This window comes from Paenibacillus xylanexedens (assembly GCF_001908275.1).
Lineage (GTDB): Bacteria > Bacillota > Bacilli > Paenibacillales > Paenibacillaceae > Paenibacillus > Paenibacillus xylanexedens_A.
Genome location: NZ_CP018620.1, coordinates 5,276,867 through 5,295,014, shown reverse-complemented (window position 1 = coordinate 5,295,014; position 18,148 = coordinate 5,276,867). Strand labels below are relative to the sequence as shown.

Annotated in this window: 21 protein-coding genes; 20 read left to right on the top strand and 1 reads right to left on the bottom strand. The window is 47.5% G+C overall.

Annotation, left to right across the window (positions count from 1 at the left end):
* Nucleotides 1–68: 68 nt before the first annotated feature.
* A complete protein-coding gene (locus BS614_RS23140) occupies nucleotides 69–1,322 on the top strand; it encodes an aspartate kinase (protein ID WP_047843625.1) in 1,254 nt (417 codons plus the stop codon).
* Between the two features lie 87 nt (nucleotides 1,323–1,409).
* Here the strand turns inward: BS614_RS23140 and BS614_RS23135 are convergent, their stop codons facing one another.
* Nucleotides 1,410–2,159 carry a 2-phosphosulfolactate phosphatase gene (locus tag BS614_RS23135; RefSeq protein WP_047843624.1) on the bottom strand — a complete coding sequence of 250 codons (750 nt, stop codon included), beginning with the start codon at nucleotides 2,157–2,159 and terminating at the stop codon, nucleotides 1,410–1,412.
* A 263-nt stretch (nucleotides 2,160–2,422) separates the two neighbouring features.
* On the opposite strand from BS614_RS23135, the gene spoIIIAA reads away from it, so the two are divergent.
* From spoIIIAA to dxs, 19 genes are all read left to right on the top strand, one after another.
* Complete coding sequence (gene spoIIIAA, locus BS614_RS23130; protein WP_036674989.1) at nucleotides 2,423–3,427, top strand: stage III sporulation protein AA; 1,005 nt, start codon at nucleotides 2,423–2,425, stop codon at nucleotides 3,425–3,427.
* Nucleotides 3,420–3,938, top strand: coding sequence for a stage III sporulation protein SpoIIIAB (gene spoIIIAB, locus BS614_RS23125; RefSeq protein ID WP_036614389.1), 519 nt, complete (start codon nucleotides 3,420–3,422; stop codon nucleotides 3,936–3,938). Before spoIIIAA ends, spoIIIAB begins: the two co-directional genes overlap by 8 nt.
* Before the next feature lie 29 nt (nucleotides 3,939–3,967).
* Entirely contained in the window at nucleotides 3,968–4,171 is a 204-nt protein-coding gene (gene spoIIIAC, locus BS614_RS23120; RefSeq protein WP_017687585.1) for a stage III sporulation protein AC, read from the top strand.
* Nucleotides 4,172–4,202: 31 nt separating this feature from the next.
* A complete protein-coding gene (gene spoIIIAD / locus BS614_RS23115; RefSeq protein ID WP_017687586.1) occupies nucleotides 4,203–4,592 on the top strand; it encodes a stage III sporulation protein AD in 390 nt (129 codons plus the stop codon).
* Nucleotides 4,593–4,660: 68 nt separating this feature from the next.
* Entirely contained in the window at nucleotides 4,661–5,803 is a 1,143-nt protein-coding gene (spoIIIAE, locus tag BS614_RS23110) for a stage III sporulation protein AE (RefSeq protein WP_397376270.1), read from the top strand.
* Between the two features lie 30 nt (nucleotides 5,804–5,833).
* Nucleotides 5,834–6,664 carry a stage III sporulation protein AF gene (gene spoIIIAF, locus BS614_RS23105; protein ID WP_074095696.1) on the top strand — a complete coding sequence of 277 codons (831 nt, stop codon included), beginning with the start codon at nucleotides 5,834–5,836 and terminating at the stop codon, nucleotides 6,662–6,664.
* Nucleotides 6,665–6,679: 15 nt separating this feature from the next.
* Nucleotides 6,680–7,318 (top strand): stage III sporulation protein AG, encoded by a 639-nt coding sequence (gene spoIIIAG / locus BS614_RS23100; RefSeq protein ID WP_036614381.1) that lies wholly within the window; start codon nucleotides 6,680–6,682, stop codon nucleotides 7,316–7,318.
* A 66-nt stretch (nucleotides 7,319–7,384) separates the two neighbouring features.
* Nucleotides 7,385–8,215, top strand: coding sequence for a SpoIIIAH-like family protein (locus tag BS614_RS23095; protein WP_074095695.1), 831 nt, complete (start codon nucleotides 7,385–7,387; stop codon nucleotides 8,213–8,215).
* A gap of 139 nt (nucleotides 8,216–8,354) precedes the next feature.
* Nucleotides 8,355–8,819, top strand: coding sequence for an acetyl-CoA carboxylase biotin carboxyl carrier protein (gene accB, locus BS614_RS23090; protein ID WP_074096963.1), 465 nt, complete (start codon nucleotides 8,355–8,357; stop codon nucleotides 8,817–8,819).
* Between the two features lie 55 nt (nucleotides 8,820–8,874).
* Entirely contained in the window at nucleotides 8,875–10,218 is a 1,344-nt protein-coding gene (gene accC, locus BS614_RS23085; protein ID WP_036614375.1) for an acetyl-CoA carboxylase biotin carboxylase subunit, read from the top strand.
* Nucleotides 10,219–10,435: 217 nt separating this feature from the next.
* Entirely contained in the window at nucleotides 10,436–10,846 is a 411-nt protein-coding gene (locus BS614_RS23080) for an Asp23/Gls24 family envelope stress response protein (RefSeq protein WP_017687593.1), read from the top strand.
* Between the two features lie 146 nt (nucleotides 10,847–10,992).
* On the top strand, nucleotides 10,993–11,532 hold the full coding sequence (amaP, locus tag BS614_RS23075) for an alkaline shock response membrane anchor protein AmaP (protein ID WP_017687594.1): 540 nt from the start codon (nucleotides 10,993–10,995) through the stop codon (nucleotides 11,530–11,532).
* Between the two features lie 14 nt (nucleotides 11,533–11,546).
* Nucleotides 11,547–11,780, top strand: coding sequence for a DUF2273 domain-containing protein (locus tag BS614_RS23070; RefSeq protein WP_017687595.1), 234 nt, complete (start codon nucleotides 11,547–11,549; stop codon nucleotides 11,778–11,780).
* A gap of 222 nt (nucleotides 11,781–12,002) precedes the next feature.
* Complete coding sequence (gene nusB, locus BS614_RS23065; RefSeq protein WP_017687596.1) at nucleotides 12,003–12,455, top strand: transcription antitermination factor NusB; 453 nt, start codon at nucleotides 12,003–12,005, stop codon at nucleotides 12,453–12,455.
* 117 nt (nucleotides 12,456–12,572) lie between these two features.
* Nucleotides 12,573–13,430 carry a bifunctional methylenetetrahydrofolate dehydrogenase/methenyltetrahydrofolate cyclohydrolase FolD gene (gene folD / locus BS614_RS23060; protein ID WP_017687597.1) on the top strand — a complete coding sequence of 286 codons (858 nt, stop codon included), beginning with the start codon at nucleotides 12,573–12,575 and terminating at the stop codon, nucleotides 13,428–13,430.
* A gap of 61 nt (nucleotides 13,431–13,491) precedes the next feature.
* The gene (gene xseA / locus BS614_RS23055) at nucleotides 13,492–14,805 is read left to right on the top strand and encodes an exodeoxyribonuclease VII large subunit (RefSeq protein ID WP_244898358.1); all 1,314 of its coding nucleotides are present in this window, start codon (nucleotides 13,492–13,494) and stop codon (nucleotides 14,803–14,805) included.
* Nucleotides 14,795–15,052 (top strand): exodeoxyribonuclease VII small subunit, encoded by a 258-nt coding sequence (gene xseB / locus BS614_RS23050; protein WP_017687599.1) that lies wholly within the window; start codon nucleotides 14,795–14,797, stop codon nucleotides 15,050–15,052. Before xseA ends, xseB begins: the two co-directional genes overlap by 11 nt.
* Nucleotides 15,045–15,950 (top strand): polyprenyl synthetase family protein, encoded by a 906-nt coding sequence (locus tag BS614_RS23045; RefSeq protein WP_074095693.1) that lies wholly within the window; start codon nucleotides 15,045–15,047, stop codon nucleotides 15,948–15,950. The genes xseB and BS614_RS23045 overlap by 8 nt, the downstream gene beginning before the upstream one ends.
* Before the next feature lie 282 nt (nucleotides 15,951–16,232).
* The gene (dxs, locus tag BS614_RS23040) at nucleotides 16,233–18,140 is read left to right on the top strand and encodes a 1-deoxy-D-xylulose-5-phosphate synthase (RefSeq protein ID WP_036614362.1); all 1,908 of its coding nucleotides are present in this window, start codon (nucleotides 16,233–16,235) and stop codon (nucleotides 18,138–18,140) included.
* The last annotated feature ends 8 nt before the right edge of the window (nucleotides 18,141–18,148 follow it).

Here is an 18,148-nt window from a genome sequence, read left to right as displayed (position 1 = left end):
TTCTCGTAGAGAATAATGACGATGGACATTAATTATGCATACTGCACAAGGTAGGGAGTGGATTTGCGTTGTCATTGTACGTCATGAAATTTGGGGGCAGCTCGGTCGGAGATACAGAACGCATGAAGCGTGTAGCCGGACGTGTTGTAGAAAAAGCTGATGAAGGACATCGGTGTGTAGTTGTGGTTTCGGCCATGGGGGATACAACAGATGATTTGATTGATCAGGCAAAACAACTGAATAGTGATCTGCCTGCTCGTGAGATGGATATGCTCTTAACGACAGGAGAACAGATTTCCATCTCTTTGTTATCGATGGCTATTCAAGCGCTTGGACGTAAGGCAGTATCGTTTACGGGCTGGCAAGCGGGATTCCGCACAGAGCCGGTTCACGGAAAAGCACGTATTCATGATATTCAACCTGACCGTGTGAATGCAGCACTTGCCGAGGGCAACATTGTTATTGTTGCAGGCTTCCAGGGCATGACGGAAGACGGCGAGATCACAACGCTGGGTCGTGGTGGTTCGGATACAACAGCTGTAGCGCTGGCGGCAGCAATTAAGGCTGATGCGTGTGAGATCTATACGGATGTAGACGGAATATACTCTACGGACCCGCGGATCGTTAAGGTTGCGCGCAAGCTGAAGGAAATATCGTATGACGAAATGCTGGAACTTGCTAATTTGGGAGCAGCGGTGTTGCATCCGCGTGCAGTAGAGTACGCGAAGCATTCCGGTGTACCTTTAATCGTAAGATCCAGCTTTAACCATAATGAAGGAACGGTTGTGAAGGAGGAAGCAGCAATGGAACAAGGCGTAGTGGTTAGTGGTATTGCCTATGACAAAAATGTGGCTCGCATCAGTATTCTGGGTGTGCCGGATGTACCAGGAGTTCTGGCCGAAGTATTTGGTGCGCTTGCATCCAATCAGCTGGATGTGGACATTATCGTTCAGAGCGGTGTGATGGATGGCAAAGCGGACTTCTCGTTCTCTGTGGCGCTGTCTGATCGTGAGAACGCATTACGTGTCATTGAAGGCCTTCACAGCCGCTTGCCTTACCGTGAAGTCACATCTGAGGAGAACCTCGTTAAAATCTCCATTGTTGGCGCAGGCATGGTCAGTCACCCAGGTGTAGCTGCCAAGATGTTCAAAGTCATTTCCGCTGAAGGCGTGAGTATCAAGATGGTGAGCACTTCCGAGATCAAAGTATCTTGTGTTATTGACGGAGATAAGCTGCATGACGTCATTAAGGCATTGCATACAGCATATGATCTCGACACTGCCGAGCAAGCCGTTATCGGTGGACCTCAAGATCGCAGATAAGTATCTTCTATGTATGTAAATTAGCAAAGGTGTACTGTTGCCAACGGGCAGCAGTACACCTTTTTATTGTTTTTCTCATGGCAATTCTCACATCAACTTGAACATCTTTCCGCCGCGTATGCCTCTATAAGGCTGCATGCGGTTCCCCTCCCCCATCTCGGGAACACAATCCAGCAGGTTTAATTGAGAACAATACGAAATATCATGAACTCTGCCTAACTTTTCAAGCCTCCGCCCGCTAACAGACCCCTGCACCAACTCCGGGATGCTCTCCTGACATTGGGATACCGCCTGATGAAGCACTATGCCGAGATCGTTAAGTTGGAGGGGAGAACAGGATTGACGGTGCAGTTCATCGATGATACATCCAGCACACAAGCCGTCCTCCAGAGCAAATTCATCCTGGTTCCCCGCACATAACAGCAATACATCTCGTTGAAGTTCACATAGGGCTGCTGCAACAGCCTGCACATTGAGAAATGAACCAGCGAATACATGTTTCCCCTTGGAAGCCTTGATCAAAGCTCGGGTTCCATCGGTTGTGGTTAGAATGATTGTTTTATCTGCAATGCCTGCAGTCATATATTCATAGGGGGAATTCCCCACTTCGAATCCGGTGATTTTTTTGTCAAAACGTTCCCCGCCTCGAATGCAATCTTTCACTTCCATTTGTTTGGCTTGTGGAACGGTCTCTACGGCAATCACAGCGGAAGCGTCATACGCCAGAGCCGTAACAATCGTACTGGTCGTACACAATACATCAATGACAACTGCACTTCGCCCTGCAATATCAATGGTACGTACTTCATTCACATTGCCAACGACATCAACTCGCACTCCCCACAACTCCTTTCTGTATCTGGGGATCGGTAGTTCTGTTTTGAACCGAAATGGAACTTACCTATCTGCAATTACTATATGCATGCACATCTAGACGGGTGCCTAGAACAGAAGGTGCATCTATGGTTTCAACTCTCAACCGTATTCTAAAGAATTGATAGATTTCAGCGTCATAAATTAAATGTACAGGCATAAACTTGAGATATGAACAAGCGCCAGAAGTGTGAACCAAATGATCTCAAGGTTGGAGGAGCCTACTCATGAAGGTGAACTGGAGGGAACTTTTTCCGGAACCGATCCGAACCATTCTCGGAAGAATGCCACCCGCTCTATTGGAACAAGTGGAGGAAGTACGTATTCGTGAAGGCAGACCCCTGGAGATTAATGCAGGCAACACATACCACTTCCTGACACCTCAAGGTTGTCCGACCGGGAATCCTGAAGAAGCGTATGTTCCTCAGAAAGAAGTGACGCACAGGTTGCTGGACCTGATCAGTAACCATTCACTTTATACATTGGAAGAGGAACTGCGCAAAGGGTTCATCACCATACCTGGGGGACATCGAATTGGGCTTGCTGGACGAACGGTACTAAGCGGTGGGCGTGTCGAATACCTGCGTGACATCAACGGGTTTAACGTTCGGGTAGCCCGTGAGGTACATGGAGTAGCTGATCGTATTCTTCCTTATCTTCTCGATATGAAGAGCGGACAGGTCCTGCACACGTTGATCCTATCACCACCACAACAAGGGAAAACGACGTTGCTGCGAGATCTGGCGAGACAAATTAGCAGTGGTACAAAGCTTACAGGGGGAACTGAACTGGTTCAGGGAATACGTCCGCGGCTGAAAGTGGGCATTGTGGATGAAAGGTCCGAAATCGCTGGCAGCTACAAAGGAGTGCCTGGCTTCGACGTAGGTCCCCGAACAGATGTGATGGACGGTTGTCCGAAGGCTGAGGGCATGATGATGATGCTTCGCTCCATGTCGCCTGATGTCCTGATTGTGGACGAGATCGGTCGTCCGGAGGATGCCGAAGCGGTGATGGAAGCCCTGCATGCAGGAGTCTCAGTGATTGCGACTGCGCATGGCCGTGACCTATCGGAGCTGTCGGCCAGACCCGCACTCAGAACCTTAATTACGGAGCAGATGTTTCAACGTTATGTCCAGCTGCAACGGACGAGCCGGGGCATGACCTTTCGGCTGGCTGATGGCAAAATGCGTGGGTTGCAGCAGACCGGGGCAGGAGGTGAAGCCTTTGGTTAACATGTTTGGTGCGGTAATTATTCTGTTAGCCAGCACCCTCGCCGGTTTTTACAAGGCCAGACAGTATGCATTAAGACCAAGACAATTGCGAGAACTCATTGCAGCCCTCCAGCGACTAATGACGGAGATTAATTATGGGCTCACTCCGCTTCCCGATGCCATGGGCAAGATGGGAGCACAGACCAAAGAACCTGTAAAGACGCTGTTCCTTCATGCAGCTACACAGATGGAACCTCCTCATGGACTCACTGCCCGGGAAAGTCTACAGTCAGGCGTGGATCTGGCGTGGGGAAGATCGGCCATGAAGGCTGACGAGAAGGAAGTGATGCTGCAATTAAGCTTCAGCCTTGGCACAAGTGACCGTCAGGATCAGACCAAACATATATCGTTAGCCATTCAACAACTAATGCATGAGGAATCCCGTGCCCAGGCCGATCAAATGAAATATGAACGAATGAGCCGAAGCCTCGGGATGCTTGTCGGAGCGTTAATCGTCATTCTGATCTTCTGAAATAGCCGGGATAGTGAGGTGCCAAGGTCATGAATCTAGAAGTGAACGCAATCTTTCAAATTGCGGGTATCGGAATCATCATCGCCATGATTCACACGGTACTGAAACAAATGGGAAAGGAAGATATGGCTCACTGGGTGACCGTAATCGGATTTGTCGTTGTATTGTTCATGGTGGTCCGTATGCTGGACAGCCTGCTACAAGAGATCAAATCGATATTTCTTTTTCAATGAAATCGGTCATGAAGCCGGATGGTGGTGACCTGTGGAAATTATCCAAGTTGTAGGTTTGGCGCTCATCGCAACAGTGCTCATTCTGGTCATTAAGGAACAGAAACCGATGTTTGCCTTTCTGATTGCTGCCGCGACCGGCATTGTCATCTTCATGTTGTTGATTGGCAAAATCGGAGCAGTCATCGAAGTGTTGAAGCGGCTTGCCGAGAATTCAGGCATGGAAAGTATTTATCTGAAAACGGTGCTGAAAATTATTGGCATAGCGTACATCGCTGAATTTGGCGCACAGATTGTCAGGGATGCAGGTCAGGAGAGCATTGCGTCCAAGATCGAATTGGCTGGTAAGGTACTGATCCTTGTACTTGCTATACCGATCATCAGCATTATTATCGAAACCGTCATGAAGCTGATGCCGGTGTAGAAAGGGCGTGCGGACTTCATATGAAATCAATGCATCATAAGCCGCAGTGGCGCCTTACGGTTGTGCTGATGCTCTGTTTTCTGTTTGGTATCCTGGGACAGGTTACTGCAACCTCGCCTTCCGGTGAGTGGATGGAGCAGCAGGCCGATCAGCTTCCCAAGGATCAGGTGGAGAAATACTGGGATCAACTGATGCAACAATACGGTGGTTTCTTCCCGGATGGGAAGACCCCTTCCTTCATGGATATGTTAATCCCCGGCAATGAAGGGTTCAGCCTGAAATCGGTGTTTGTAGCGATAGGAACCTTCATGCTGCATGAAATTTTATATAATGGCAAACTTCTGGTCACGATTGTGATGTTAAGTGTACTCAGCATGATTCTGGAGACTCTTCAGACCGCATTTGAGAAAAATAATATTAGCAAAATCGCCTATTCCATCTGTTATATGGTCATCATCATTATTGCGATCAACAGCTTCAGTGTGGCGATTGGATACGCCAAGGATGCCATAACCGGCATGATCAACTTCATGATGGCCATGGTTCCCTTGTTATTCACACTGCTTGCGTCCATGGGTAATGTCATCACCGTCTCGGTGACACATCCACTCATCATTTTCATGATTCATCTGGTGAGTACGTTGATTCACTTGCTGGTATTCCCGTTACTCTTCTTCTCAGCTGTTCTGCATCTCGTCAGTTCATTGTCTGACAAGTACAAGCTGACACAGCTGGCAGACCTCCTGCGCAATATTAGTGTGGCACTGCTGGGTATCCTGCTGACGATGTTTTTGGGTGTAATCTCGGTTCAGGGAGCATCGGGCTCCGTAGCGGATGGAGTTAGCCTGAAGGCCGCCAAATACATCGCAGGCAACTTTGTCCCTGTCGTGGGCAGAACATTTGCGGATGCGACGGATACTGTAATTACAGCTTCTTTACTTGTCAAAAATGCAATTGGACTCACCGGAGTGATCATCATTTTGTTTCTATGTGCCTTTCCGGCACTCAAGATTCTGGCTCTTGCCTTGATATACAACGTAACTGGTGCCATTATGCAACCGCTAGGAGACACCCCGATTGTAGGATGCCTCCAGGCCATCGGCAAGAGCATGATCTACGTATTTGCGGCGCTGGCAGCCGTCGGGCTGATGTTTTTCCTGGCCATTACCATCTTGCTGACCGCGGGCAATCTGACTGTCATGATGCGCTGAATGTATGTTGGCAAGAAAGGGGGGGAAAGGATGGGGTGGCTGAGCAACTGGCTCCAGGATTTGATTATGATCGTTCTGCTAGCGACTTTTGTGGATATGTTGTTGCCCAATCGATCCATGGAACGTTATGTCAAGCTTGTGCTGAGCCTTCTCATCCTGCTGACCCTTTTATCACCCATAACCAAGCTACTCAAAAGTGATCCGGTTGGCGAACTGAAACGGGCAATGTCTGCAATGGATGCTCCATCGAATGGGAATGCGACACTCGAACAGATATTAGCTCAGGGCAAACGGCTACAATCCAATGAACAGGAACAATCCTTACAATGGACAGCCAAAGAACTGGCTAATGTCATGAAAGGTCAGATTGAAGAAACAACAGGAGCGAGGGTGCGGTCCGTAGAGGTACAGCTGGCCATGAGTAAATATGAAACCGAGATGGAAGCTGCCTCATCAGTCGAACTGCCTGTGATCCAGCGTGTGTTGGTCGAGATGGCCGGAGGGGGTGCAGAAGGAGAAGTGAAAGCAGGACAGCAAGAAGTCGCTGCTAACACACAACCCATATTTGGAACAGACACAGAATCCGAGAAGGATAAATCACATCAAATACAACAGCCCATCCAGATCGGTCAGATTGAAGTGCCTGATGTACAGATTGATGTGAGTAGAGGGCAACGTGATGGAAATGAAGCGTCTTCCGAGCCTGTTATACGTGATCAGGCAGATGAGACGAAGCAGCAAGGTGTGACATCCACAAGGTCCGAACATGCGGTGCAGATTATTACATTGTTGACTGAAAAGTGGGATGTTGATGCAAACAACGTTCAAGTGACAGAACCAAAAAGTGCTGAAGTGCTCTGAGAAGGAGGGTGTCCGATGAAACAATGGTTCAAAAAGATGGAAACCTGGATGGGTGGCGGAGAGGGTGGGGCAAGGCGAAGTCAAACCTTCCGCTGGCTGATTATCCTGGGTTTGATCGGGGTGGGAATCATGCTGTTCAATTCCTTCGTCAATGTCAAAAAAATTGATTCCGAAAATATCGGTCGGGAACCACCGGACCCGGCAACATCCATGGCATCCATACAGAGTGATCCGTCGGAACAGAATCCTTTTCAGGCGATCGAAATTGCATTTGAAGACAAAATCAAAGGTGTGCTGGAAAACATTGTTGGTGTGGGAACGGTTGATGTGATGGTTACCGTGGATTCCACAGAAGAATTGGTCGTTCAGCGGAACGTGAAGGATTCTCAGCAACTTACCGAAGAAACCGATGCTAGCGGGGGCAAACGGCATATGACGCAATATACCCGTGATGGCGAGATTATTACTTACGAAATAGCAGGGGATCAGACACCTATAGTGACCAAAAAGCTCAAACCGCAGATCCGTGGGGTGCTTGTGGTTGCGAGGGGTGCAGAGAACAAGGTTGTGAAGGACCTGATAACCGATGCTGTGGAAAAAGGACTGAATGTGGCAGCCTACCGGATCTCGGTTGTACCGCGCAAACAAGACTAATCTGATGTGTTGAATCACAAGATTCAATTCTCATAAGATTGAAGCCAATTTGAGGAGGAAGTTCTAATGAATAACAAACGTCAAACGGTATGGCTCGTTTCCATGCTGAGTCTGATGGTCATTTTGTCCGCGTATTATCTGTTCACTGAGGATTCCGGTCCAGTCAACGCGCCGGTGGCTGACAGTCAGCAAGTGGATGGAATCAAGCAAGGGGAAGCAAAGGAGACGGCAGGTATTCTTGATCCTACAGAAGGTTTGGTTGTGAATGAAGTGGTGAATAGCGGCGAAGTTGAAAGTGATCCAAGTGCGGCTGGCGCTGTGGAAGAACCGGCGGCTACGGAAGGTAAAGAAGCTGGAAATACAGAGAAAACACCTGCTGTCGAACCAGGCGAGAATAAGGGTGAGGCAGGCAAAGAAACCAACAAAGAGACCGACAAAGGGGCAACAACTACACCGGAGACAGACGGTCAGGCAGGCGGCACTGCAACCAAGACAGATGAGGAAGTCCTCAAGGAAATGGAAGAGCAGAATACGACAGCATCTGCGAGCAGCCAGTTCCAGAACTACCAGTGGCAACGTGAGGAAAGCAACAATCGTAAGTATGAGGAACTGATGACCGTGGCAGGTGATCTGAGCAAAACGCCAGAGGAGAATGCCAAAGCAACGGAGCAACTCCGTACACTGGAAGAAAAAGAAGCTAAAATCACTGGCATTGAGGAGACGCTCTCTCAACAGTTCGCTAATGCGATCGTTGAAGAAGATGCCGACAAGTATAAAGTTGTGGTTCTCAGTGACAAACTGGATGTAAAACAGGCGGTATCCATTGTAGATCTGGTTATGAAAGAATTGGCGGTTTCACAGAACAAAATCAGCGTGCAATACGTCACAGAACAGTAATCCAAATCATGGAAATACAGTCCCGGGAGCTGGTTGTACTCTCGGGCTCTTTCCATTTTTAATGATTATGATATAATACATAAAGCCATATGACCGTCCTAGTGAGACTGGCATGATGCCGAAGGAGTGAATAATGGAAATGTTTAAATTGAGTGAAATCAAAGAACTGATTAAACTGGTAGATGAAAGTTCCGTTCAAGAGTTGGAAATTGAAAATGAAGGATCACGGTTATCAATCCGCAAACCGGGCAAAACGGAGTATGTTCAAGCAGCTGCTATGCAACCGCAAATGATTGCTGCTCCGCAAGTACAGCCGGCAGCAGTGGTAAGTGAGGCTGCACCGCAGGTCGATACTACAAGTCATTTACATAAAATTGTATCTCCGATGGTAGGTACTTTTTACAGAGCTTCCTCGCCGGAAGCGGGTCCTTTTGTGAGCGCTGGTGATAAAGTTGTTGAGAAAACAACGGTATGTATCATCGAAGCTATGAAGCTGATGAACGAGCTTGATGCGGACATCAAGGGAGAAATCGTTGAAGTGCTGGTTGAGAACGGACAGCTGGTCGAGTATGGGCAGCCCCTTTTCCTGGTGAAACCGGAATAACCGTTATAGCTGGTTAACAGCTAACCGCATGAGCTTCGAAGGAGGACAAAACGAAATGAAATTTCAAAAAATACTGATTGCGAACCGTGGAGAGATTGCGGTACGTATTATTCGTGCCTGCCGTGAAATCGGTATCTCAACGGTAGCCGTCTATTCGGAAGCGGACAAGGATTCTCTGCATGTTCGTCTTGCAGATGAGGCTTATTGTATCGGACCGACACTGTCTAAGGACAGTTACCTCAACTTCACAAACCTGATGAGTGTAGCCACGCTGACGGAATGTGATGCAATCCACCCTGGTTATGGTTTTTTGGCGGAGAATGCTGATTTTGCGGAAATTTGTGAGTCTTGCAATATTACGTTTATTGGACCTTCTCCTGAAGCCATCACCAAAATGGGTGACAAGGCTGTTGCCAAACAGACGATGAAAGATGCAGGAGTACCTGTTATTCCTGGATCAGACGGCCTTGTTGAAAATATGGATGAAGCCATCATGATTGCTAGAGATATCGGATATCCTATCATTATCAAAGCTACTGCTGGTGGCGGAGGTAAGGGAATTCGTATTGCCGAAGATGAAGAAACGCTGATTAAGCAGATTACCGCTGCTCAGCAGGAAGCACAAAAGGCATTTGGCAATGCAGGTGTATATCTGGAGAAATTCCTGACAGGTATGAAACACGTGGAAATTCAGATCATTGCTGATAAACACGGAAATGCAGCACATTTGGGAGAGCGTGATTGCTCGGTTCAGCGTCGTCGCCAGAAATTGGTAGAAGAAGCTCCGTGTCCGATTCTCTCCGAAGATGTGCGTACACTGATGGGTGAAGCTGCGGTACGTGCTGCCCTTGCTGTGGATTACTCGGGAGCGGGTACATTGGAGTTCCTGCTCAGCCCGAATGGCGAGTTCTATTTCATGGAGATGAATACGCGTATTCAGGTAGAGCACCCGGTAACTGAGATGGTTACTGGCGTGGATCTGATCCGTGAGATGATCTCGGTAGCTGAAGGCAACCCACTCTCATTCCGTCAGGAAGACGTGGTTATCAATGGCTGGTCCATTGAATGTCGTATTAATGCAGAAGATCCGGACCGTAACTTTATGCCATCACCAGGCAAAATCGGATTCTACCTTGCACCGGGAGGACCTGGCGTTCGGGTAGATAGTGCTGCTTATCCGGGTTATACCATTTCACCTTTCTATGACTCCATGATTGCAAAATTGATTGTGTGGGGAGCGAATCGTGAAGAGGCGATTGCCAAGATGAAACGTGCGCTTGGGGAATTTGCAATTGAAGGCATATCTACAACTATTCCTTTCCATCAGAAATTGCTGGAGCACCCAACGTTCATTCGTGGTGACTTTGATATCAAATTTCTTGAAGAAAACGAGATTTAAAAGGTATATTGGGCTTGTTTGTCATAATGTAGCCCAAATGATATAGTATGAATAATAAGAGCGCATGTCTCCTGCAAAGGATAAGCCCGCACCTTGCGGATGTTTGCAGGAGTTCCGGTAAAGCCGGACCGGAAGGGTTCTGAAGGTCGATTGACCTGATTCCAGCGCCCTGACGGATGGCCGCAAACTTATCTCGCGAAAGGTGTGTTGAACAGTTATGAGTACACTACCGACTGAATTTGAACGAACGGATATAGGTGAAATCCAGATCGCACCTGAAGTTATTGAAGTGATTGCTGGATTGGCGACCCTTGAAGTGAAAGGTGTTGCAGGCATGAGTGGCGGATTCGCTGGCGGATTTGCTGAATTGCTTGGTCGCAAAAACCTTTCCAAAGGCGTTAAAGTTGAAGTGGGCCAACGTGAAGCTGCAGTTGATGTTTCTGTAATTATCGAGTATGGATACCGTCTGCCACAAGTAGCTACGGAGATTCAACAGAACGTGAAACGTTCCATCGAGAACATGACAGGATTGAATGTGAATGAAGTGAATGTGCACATTCATGACGTTCAGTTCAAGAGCACCGAGAAAGTGGAAGAGATCGACCTGAACAGTCAGCGCGTAAAATAAAAGAAGACAGTTTCCCCCGGCATCATCTGCCGGGGGTTATCCCGTCTTGGACAGGTCTTCATTATAGCGAAAGCTAGATGAGGATCTGATTTTTTGCTAGTGAACAGGTTAAGTCATGTTAGTGAGCAAGGGAGGCTGTGCAGTTCGTGGCTAAAATACTGGATCGGCTTCTGTTGTTTATATACAGCATAAGCGTTGGAGCAATATCGGCAGCCGTCATTCTTCTGATTAGCGGTGTGCTGCCTTACGAATTGAATTACCAGCAGGAACAAAACGTTATTGTTGCGTCGGTTATTGCAGCAGCGATTTTGTTTATCCTGAGTTTGCGATTTTTCTACATCTCGGTTCGACGTGAGCGTGCATCGTTGCCGTCTGTAGATCAACGTACTGAGTTTGGTGATGTACAGATTTCGATGGAGACGATTGAGAATCTCTGTTTGAAGGCAACTTCCCGTTTCCGGGGAGTACGTGATGTCAAGGCACGCATACGTGTGGTTGAGTCAGGACTGGAGATTATGATCCGTGCGGTAGTGGATGGTGAGACACCTATTCCTGCGCTGACTTCTGATCTGCAAAAGGCGATTCATGATCATGTACAAGAGATTACGGGCATCCCGGTTTCTTTTGTCACGGTGTATATCGCTAATGTAACCCAGTCGCCTAACTACAAGAGTCGAGTGGAATGAGGTGAGTTTCACTGATGCTGTGGAAAGAGATTTGGGATAGTCACAGAGGCCGAATTACCGGTATTATCGGCGGCATCTTTTTTGGATTTCTTTATGTATGGATCGGTTTTTGGGATATGTTGTTCTTTGCACTCTTGGTGTTCATCGGTTATACGTTAGGCAGACGAAGCGATTCGAAGCTGGGTTCGTCCATTCCCTGGAGGGAGTGGGGACAATGGCTGGGCGATCGCTGGCGTCCGTTTAAGTGACCTACCTGAACCCTGCAATATGTTTCTTCCGAAAATAGAGCTGTAGTTTAGGTTGCCCGTTTTTTGGAGGAAACGTATTGCAGGTTTTTTTGTGAAAAGGGATAACAATAACAATACCGTGGAAGCCATCGATCAATCTATTAAAGGATTTGATGAGATGGTTGCATGGATTATAAAATAAGCATGATGACGCTCCAGACGGAGCGCTGCAGGAGGCAGGACATGAAAAGACGTTTGGCAAGGGAAATTGCAGTACAAAGTCTGTATCAAATGGAAATGAATGAGGTAGGCGCAGCAGAAGCTGTAAACATGTTGATTAATGAAGCCGCTGAAGATAATGAAACCGAAGTGGTTATCCGCGATGCAGATGTAATGCGTACCTATGTTACTGAGATTGTACAAGGAGCATGGAACAATAAAGAAGCGATTGACGGGCTGCTGGTGGATTATTTGAAAGGTTGGCAGATCAGCCGTCTATCACGTGTAGATCGCCAGATTCTACGACTGTCTACGTATGAAATGGTGTTTCGTGATGACATTCCGGCAAAGGTATCGGTCAATGAAGCGATTGAACTGTCCAAATATTTTGGTACAGAAGAATCCGGTAAATTCGTCAATGGTGTACTTGGACGCATGATTCAGGAAGTAGACGCGATTAAAGCAAAATTATCTTAAGTTAAGATTAATTATAGTGTGTGTTCAAAAAGACCGGTTTTCAGTATCCTTCGTAATCAAAAGCGGGCTTTTTGAACAACCTCTAAATTTATATTCACATAAGGGAGAGAGAGTACAATGACAGCATCTATTATTAACGGTAAAGAAGTATCCCAAGAGATCCGCGCAAGCATGACAACAGAAGTAAAACAGCTTAGCGAACAGGGGGTAGTACCTGGTCTGGCTGTTGTGCTCGTCGGGGAAGATCCGGCATCCCAAGTATATGTGCGTAATAAAGAAAAAGCATGTCACGACCTCGGTTTTTACTCCGAAGTGCATCGCTTGGATGCAGATACGTCCCAAGAAGATCTGCTTGCGCTGGTGGACAAGCTGAACAATCAACAATCCATTAACGGAATTTTGGTTCAACTCCCACTACCGAAACATATCGAAGAGAAAGCGGTTATTGATGCAATTGCCGTGGATAAAGACGTAGACGGGTTCCATCCAGTCAATGTTGGTAATCTTGTTATTGGGGACGATAGTCTGCTTCCATGTACCCCAGCGGGTGTAATTGAACTGATCAAGCGCACTGGATTGGAAATGTCCGGTAAACATGCGGTGGTCATCGGAAGAAGCAACATCGTTGGTAAACCGGTATCCCTGTTGCTGCAACGTGAGAATGCGACGGTAACCATGTGTCATTCCCGTACAGCCAACATGAAAGAAATTACACGTCAGGCGGACATTTTAGTTGTAGCCATCGGCCGTGCTAATTTTGTGGATGCTGATTTTGTGAAACCAGGTGCTGTTGTTATCGATGTCGGCATGAACCGTTTGGAGAATGGCAAACTGGCAGGAGACGTTGATTTCGAGAGTGTGAAAGAAGTTTCTGGTCCAATTACACCCGTTCCTGGCGGTGTTGGTCCGATGACAATCACAATGCTGATGCAAAATACATTGATCGCTGCCAAGCGCGCTCACGGATTGGCCTAGGGTTTTGTCTGTGGCAGATCAAAAGATCTACTCCATCAAAGACCTGAACCGATACATCCGGATGAAACTGGAATCGGATCAGGTCCTGTCGGACGTCTGGCTGCGCGGGGAGATTTCGAATTTCACACATCACTCCAGCGGCCATATGTATTTTACATTGAAGGACAAGGACAGCCGGATCAAGTCAATTATGTTTGCGTCCCATAACCAGCGATTACCCTTTGTACCGAAGGAGGGTGCAAGGGTTATTGCCCGTGGTAATGTTTCGGTGTATGAACGGGATGGGCAGTATCAATTCTATGCTACCCATATGCAGCCGGACGGAATTGGAAGTCTGTATCTGGCTTACGAACAGCTGAAGAAAAAGCTTGAGGATGAAGGGTTATTTTCACCTTCTCGAAAAAGACAGATCCCTCGTTATCCACAGACCATCGGGGTTGTAACTTCACCGACGGGAGCGGCGGTGCGAGACATTATGATCACACTCCAGCGCAGATACCCTTCTGCCAAAGTTGTTTTATATCCTGTTCTGGTTCAAGGGAAGGGTGCAGCACCTTCCATTGTCAAAGCGATTGGCAACCTGAACCGGATGGGAGAAGCCGATGTACTTATCGTTGGACGCGGAGGCGGTTCACTGGAGGAGTTGTGGGCCTTTAATGAGGAGATTGTGGCAAGAGCAATAGTTGCTTCGGATATTCCTGTCATTTCTGCGGTTGGGCACGAAACGGACTTCACTATTGCTGATTTTGCAGCCGATTTGCGTGCGGCTACACCTACAGCAGCTGCTGAATTAGCTGTACCTAATCGAGCTGAGTTGCTTGATCAGATCGGACAACGTCAGCGCCAGTTACAGCACAGCTTACGTCAGCGTGCTGTACATAATCGTGAACGGCTCGCAAGATTACAGCGTTCGCCAGTGCTGGTGCATCCAAGACGTACCTTGATGCAGCACACAGAACGACTGGATATGATGCACCAACGTCTTTTGAGAACAGTCGATACACGTATGAAATGGACAGGAGAGAAGCAGGAGCGTCTGCGGGCAGCACTGCAACGATTCAATCCTCGTGAGCAGGTCAATGTAGCACGCCGTGAGAATGCGGCAGCACGCAGACAACTGGAACTTGCGATCAGGTCTATAGCCAGATCGAAGCAGCAACAGTGGAAATCATCTGTGCGGCATCTGGACGCGCTTAGCCCTCTCAAAGTCATGTCACGGGGATACAGCCTTGTCTATGATGAGCAAGAACAGCGATTGATCAAGTCAACGAAAGATGTACAGCCTGGAGATTCAATTAAGATTAAATTAACAGACGGACAGCTGGACTGTCAGGTTTGGGGAATGAAGGAGGACGACAATACCCATGGCGAATGAACCGGAATTGAATTTTGAAGAGGCAATGGCGGCATTGGAAGACATTGTAGGTCAGCTGGAACATGGTGATGTTCCATTGGAACAGGCCATCGATCTGTTTCAACGCGGGATGAAACTTTCGCAACTTTGCGGTCTGAAGCTGGAACAAGTGGAACGCAAGATCGAGATGATCGTAGAAGAAGATGGAGAGCTTCGCAAGAAGCCTTTTGGAACTGCTGACGATGAGAGCGGTGAAGTCCATGAGTAATCGTCCTTCGTTTCAAGCATATCTCGAAGAGGTCACAGCTGAGGTGACAGAAGCGTTGAAACACACGCTTCCCGATCACTGGGATGTACCCCAGTCGCTGACGGATGCGATGCAGTATTCACTTATGGCCGGAGGCAAACGCCTTCGTCCTCTTCTGGTCGTTGCTGTGGCGGAAGCCTTCGGTGCACAGCGTACAGCTGCAATGCCGGTAGCCTGCGCCGTGGAGATGGTTCATACGTATTCACTGATCCACGACGACCTGCCTGCTATGGATAATGATGATTACCGCAGGGGAAAGTTAACGAATCATAAGGTATATGGTGAGGCAACAGCCATATTGGCAGGTGATGCGCTGTTAACCCATGCTTTTTATAGCATTGTTCAAGCTGGACGCCGTAGCGGTGTAGCGGCAGATGCGTTGCTGTCCATCGTAGAGGACATGTCCGAACTTGCTGGAGCAAGAGGCATGGTCGGCGGCCAAGTTGCGGATATGGAAGGCGAGCAAGGCATGACCGATCTTTCACAGCTCCAATATATTCATTTGCACAAAACGGGTGATCTGATTGTTTTCTCACTCATTGCTGGAGCACGAATTGGTGGAGCAACGGAGGGACAATTGGAAGCCTTACGTGTGTTTGGCCGTGATCTGGGGCTGGCATTTCAGATTCAGGATGATATTCTCGACCTGACGGGTGACGAGCAGAAGATGGGCAAGAAAACACAGAGCGATGTGAATCAGCAGAAGGTAACATATCCTTATTTTATTGGCATGGAAGCTTCTGTAGATGAAGTGAAATCCCTTACCCAATCTGCCAAAGACGCACTTGAAAGAGCCGAGTTACCTGATGCATCCAGATTGCTGGAAATTGCAGATTATCTGATGAGTCGAGACCATTAGATTCTGACGGAGCGGTCTGTTTCAAAACCTGTATAGCCGTGTAATGAATGTAATGTCCTTTTTCCGAGTAGATGGAAAGAGCTGTCCCGAGTGGATGCGGGAATACATATGGAGAAGAATTTTAAATAACTTGCTGGCGAGAATGCTCGTTATCGGGAGTATAGTGCAGTAAATTATGATTCTTGTTCTTTTATGTTATAATGATTTAATGTCATTTGATTCATAATGTATATATCGATTTACAACAATAACTAAACAATCTAGGAAAGCGGGGAGATTCTCGTGCTGCTTCCACAAATTAAACAACCCAGTGATCTAAAGTCGATGTCTCAGGATGATCTTGCCCTTTTGTCGGCAGAGATCCGGCAGTTTCTGATTGAGAAACTGTCTGTTACAGGTGGGCATCTCGCACCCAACTTAGGCGTGGTTGAGCTCACGGTAGCCCTGCATTACTGCTATAACAGTCCAGCAGACAAAATGATTTTTGATGTAGGGCATCAGGCTTATGTGCATAAAGTCCTGACAGGGCGTATGGATCGCTTTGATACATTGCGTCAACATAACGGCCTGTGCGGGTTTGTCAAACGCAACGAAAGCGAACATGATGTATGGGAAGCTGGACACAGCAGTACTTCATTGTCCGCTGCGATGGGGATGGCCCTTGCACGTGATCTGAAGGGTGAGGACAACCAAGTTATCGCGATGATTGGTGATGGAGCGCTTACAGGTGGTATGGCTTTTGAGGCCCTCAATCATATCGGTCATGAGCAGAGAAAACTGATGGTTATTCTGAATGATAATGAAATGTCCATTGCTCCAAATGTTGGGGCCATGCATAAATATTTGAGCAAGATTCGTTCGGATCGTCATTATCTGAAAGCGAAAGATGATGTCGAGGGGATGCTTAAAAAAATTCCTGCTATTGGGGACCGTTTGGCCAAATCGGCAAGCTGGATCAAAGATAGTGTCAAATATATGATGGTACCAGGTGTTCTTTTCGAAGAACTGGGCTTCACGTATTTGGGACCAATTGATGGGCACGATATTCCCAAATTGATCGAAACCTTCAAACAGGCAGATAACGTTGATGGTCCTGTGCTCGTTCACGTGCTCACGACCAAAGGCAAAGGTTATCAGCCAGCAGAAGCCGATTCGCACAAGTGGCACGGGATTTCTCCGTACAAAATTGAATCCGGTCAAGTGCTGAAGGCAGTCGGAAAACCGATGTACACGGAAGTGTTCGGTCAAACGTTAATTGATCTTGCGAAGCAGGATAAGCGGGTCGTAGCTGTAACGCCAGCAATGCCTACAGGATCAGGTCTCATTCCTTTTAGTAAGGAATTTCCTGACCGCATGATTGACGTAGGTATCGCAGAACAGCATGCGGCAACCATGTGTGCTGCACTGGCTATGGAAGGCTTGAAGCCGGTCTTTGCCGTGTATTCTACGTTTATGCAACGTGCATATGATCAGATTGTACATGATATCTGCCGTCATAACGCCAACGTGATGTTTGCTATTGACCGTGCGGGGTTTGTTGGTCCGGATGGGGAAACACATCAAGGGGTATACGATGTGGCATTTATGCGCCATATTCCAAATATCGTTCTGATGATGCCAAAAGACGAAAATGAATTGCGTCATATGATGAAAACGGCGCTTGATTATAATGAAGGTCCAATTGCTTACCGTTATCCACGAAACAATGTGGTCGGTGTACCTTTGGATGATGTACTTGTTCCGATTCCAATCGGATCATGGGAGCAACTGCGTCCATCCGAGGGATATGCTGTCATCGCTTCAGGTTCGATGGTGCAGCTTGCAGAAGAAGCAGCAGAGATGGTGAAGCGGGAAGGTATCACAGCAGGCGTAATCAACGCTCGCTTCCTGAAACCTCTTGACGAGCAAATGTTGCGTGATTTAGCTGTTCGAGGCACCAAATTGATTGTACTTGAAGAAACATCTCAAGCAGGTAGCATGGGTAGTGCAGTTCTGGAGTTTTATGCAGAGCAGGGACTGCATGATGTTCATGTACAATTGATGGGGATTCCGGATCGCTTCATCGAGCATGGCAGTATTAAGGAACAACGTGAGGAAGTAGGTCTTACCGTTGAGAATGTATGTGCTGAACTGCGCAAGATGGCTGTTCAATCATCTTACGGCATACCCAAAACACGTTTTCCTTCGTAAATTTACAT

Bases quoted from the DNA above. Each gene is read 5' to 3' on its own strand.
- spoIIIAA (WP_036674989.1), top strand. From the start codon at position 2,423: ATGAAGGTGAACTGGAGGGAACTTTTTCCGGAACCGATCCGAACCATT.
- spoIIIAC (WP_017687585.1), top strand. From the start codon at position 3,968: ATGAATCTAGAAGTGAACGCAATCTTTCAAATTGCGGGTATCGGAATC.
- spoIIIAE (WP_397376270.1), top strand. From the start codon at position 4,661: ATGCTCTGTTTTCTGTTTGGTATCCTGGGACAGGTTACTGCAACCTCG.
- spoIIIAF (WP_074095696.1), top strand. From the start codon at position 5,834: ATGGGGTGGCTGAGCAACTGGCTCCAGGATTTGATTATGATCGTTCTG.
- spoIIIAG (WP_036614381.1), top strand. From the start codon at position 6,680: ATGAAACAATGGTTCAAAAAGATGGAAACCTGGATGGGTGGCGGAGAG.
- BS614_RS23095 (WP_074095695.1), top strand. From the start codon at position 7,385: ATGAATAACAAACGTCAAACGGTATGGCTCGTTTCCATGCTGAGTCTG.
- accB (WP_074096963.1), top strand. From the start codon at position 8,355: ATGTTTAAATTGAGTGAAATCAAAGAACTGATTAAACTGGTAGATGAA.
- accC (WP_036614375.1), top strand. From the start codon at position 8,875: ATGAAATTTCAAAAAATACTGATTGCGAACCGTGGAGAGATTGCGGTA.
- BS614_RS23080 (WP_017687593.1), top strand. From the start codon at position 10,436: ATGAGTACACTACCGACTGAATTTGAACGAACGGATATAGGTGAAATC.
- BS614_RS23070 (WP_017687595.1), top strand. From the start codon at position 11,547: ATGCTGTGGAAAGAGATTTGGGATAGTCACAGAGGCCGAATTACCGGT.
- nusB (WP_017687596.1), top strand. From the start codon at position 12,003: ATGAAAAGACGTTTGGCAAGGGAAATTGCAGTACAAAGTCTGTATCAA.
- folD (WP_017687597.1), top strand. From the start codon at position 12,573: ATGACAGCATCTATTATTAACGGTAAAGAAGTATCCCAAGAGATCCGC.
- xseA (WP_244898358.1), top strand. From the start codon at position 13,492: ATGAAACTGGAATCGGATCAGGTCCTGTCGGACGTCTGGCTGCGCGGG.
- xseB (WP_017687599.1), top strand. From the start codon at position 14,795: ATGGCGAATGAACCGGAATTGAATTTTGAAGAGGCAATGGCGGCATTG.
- BS614_RS23045 (WP_074095693.1), top strand. From the start codon at position 15,045: ATGAGTAATCGTCCTTCGTTTCAAGCATATCTCGAAGAGGTCACAGCT.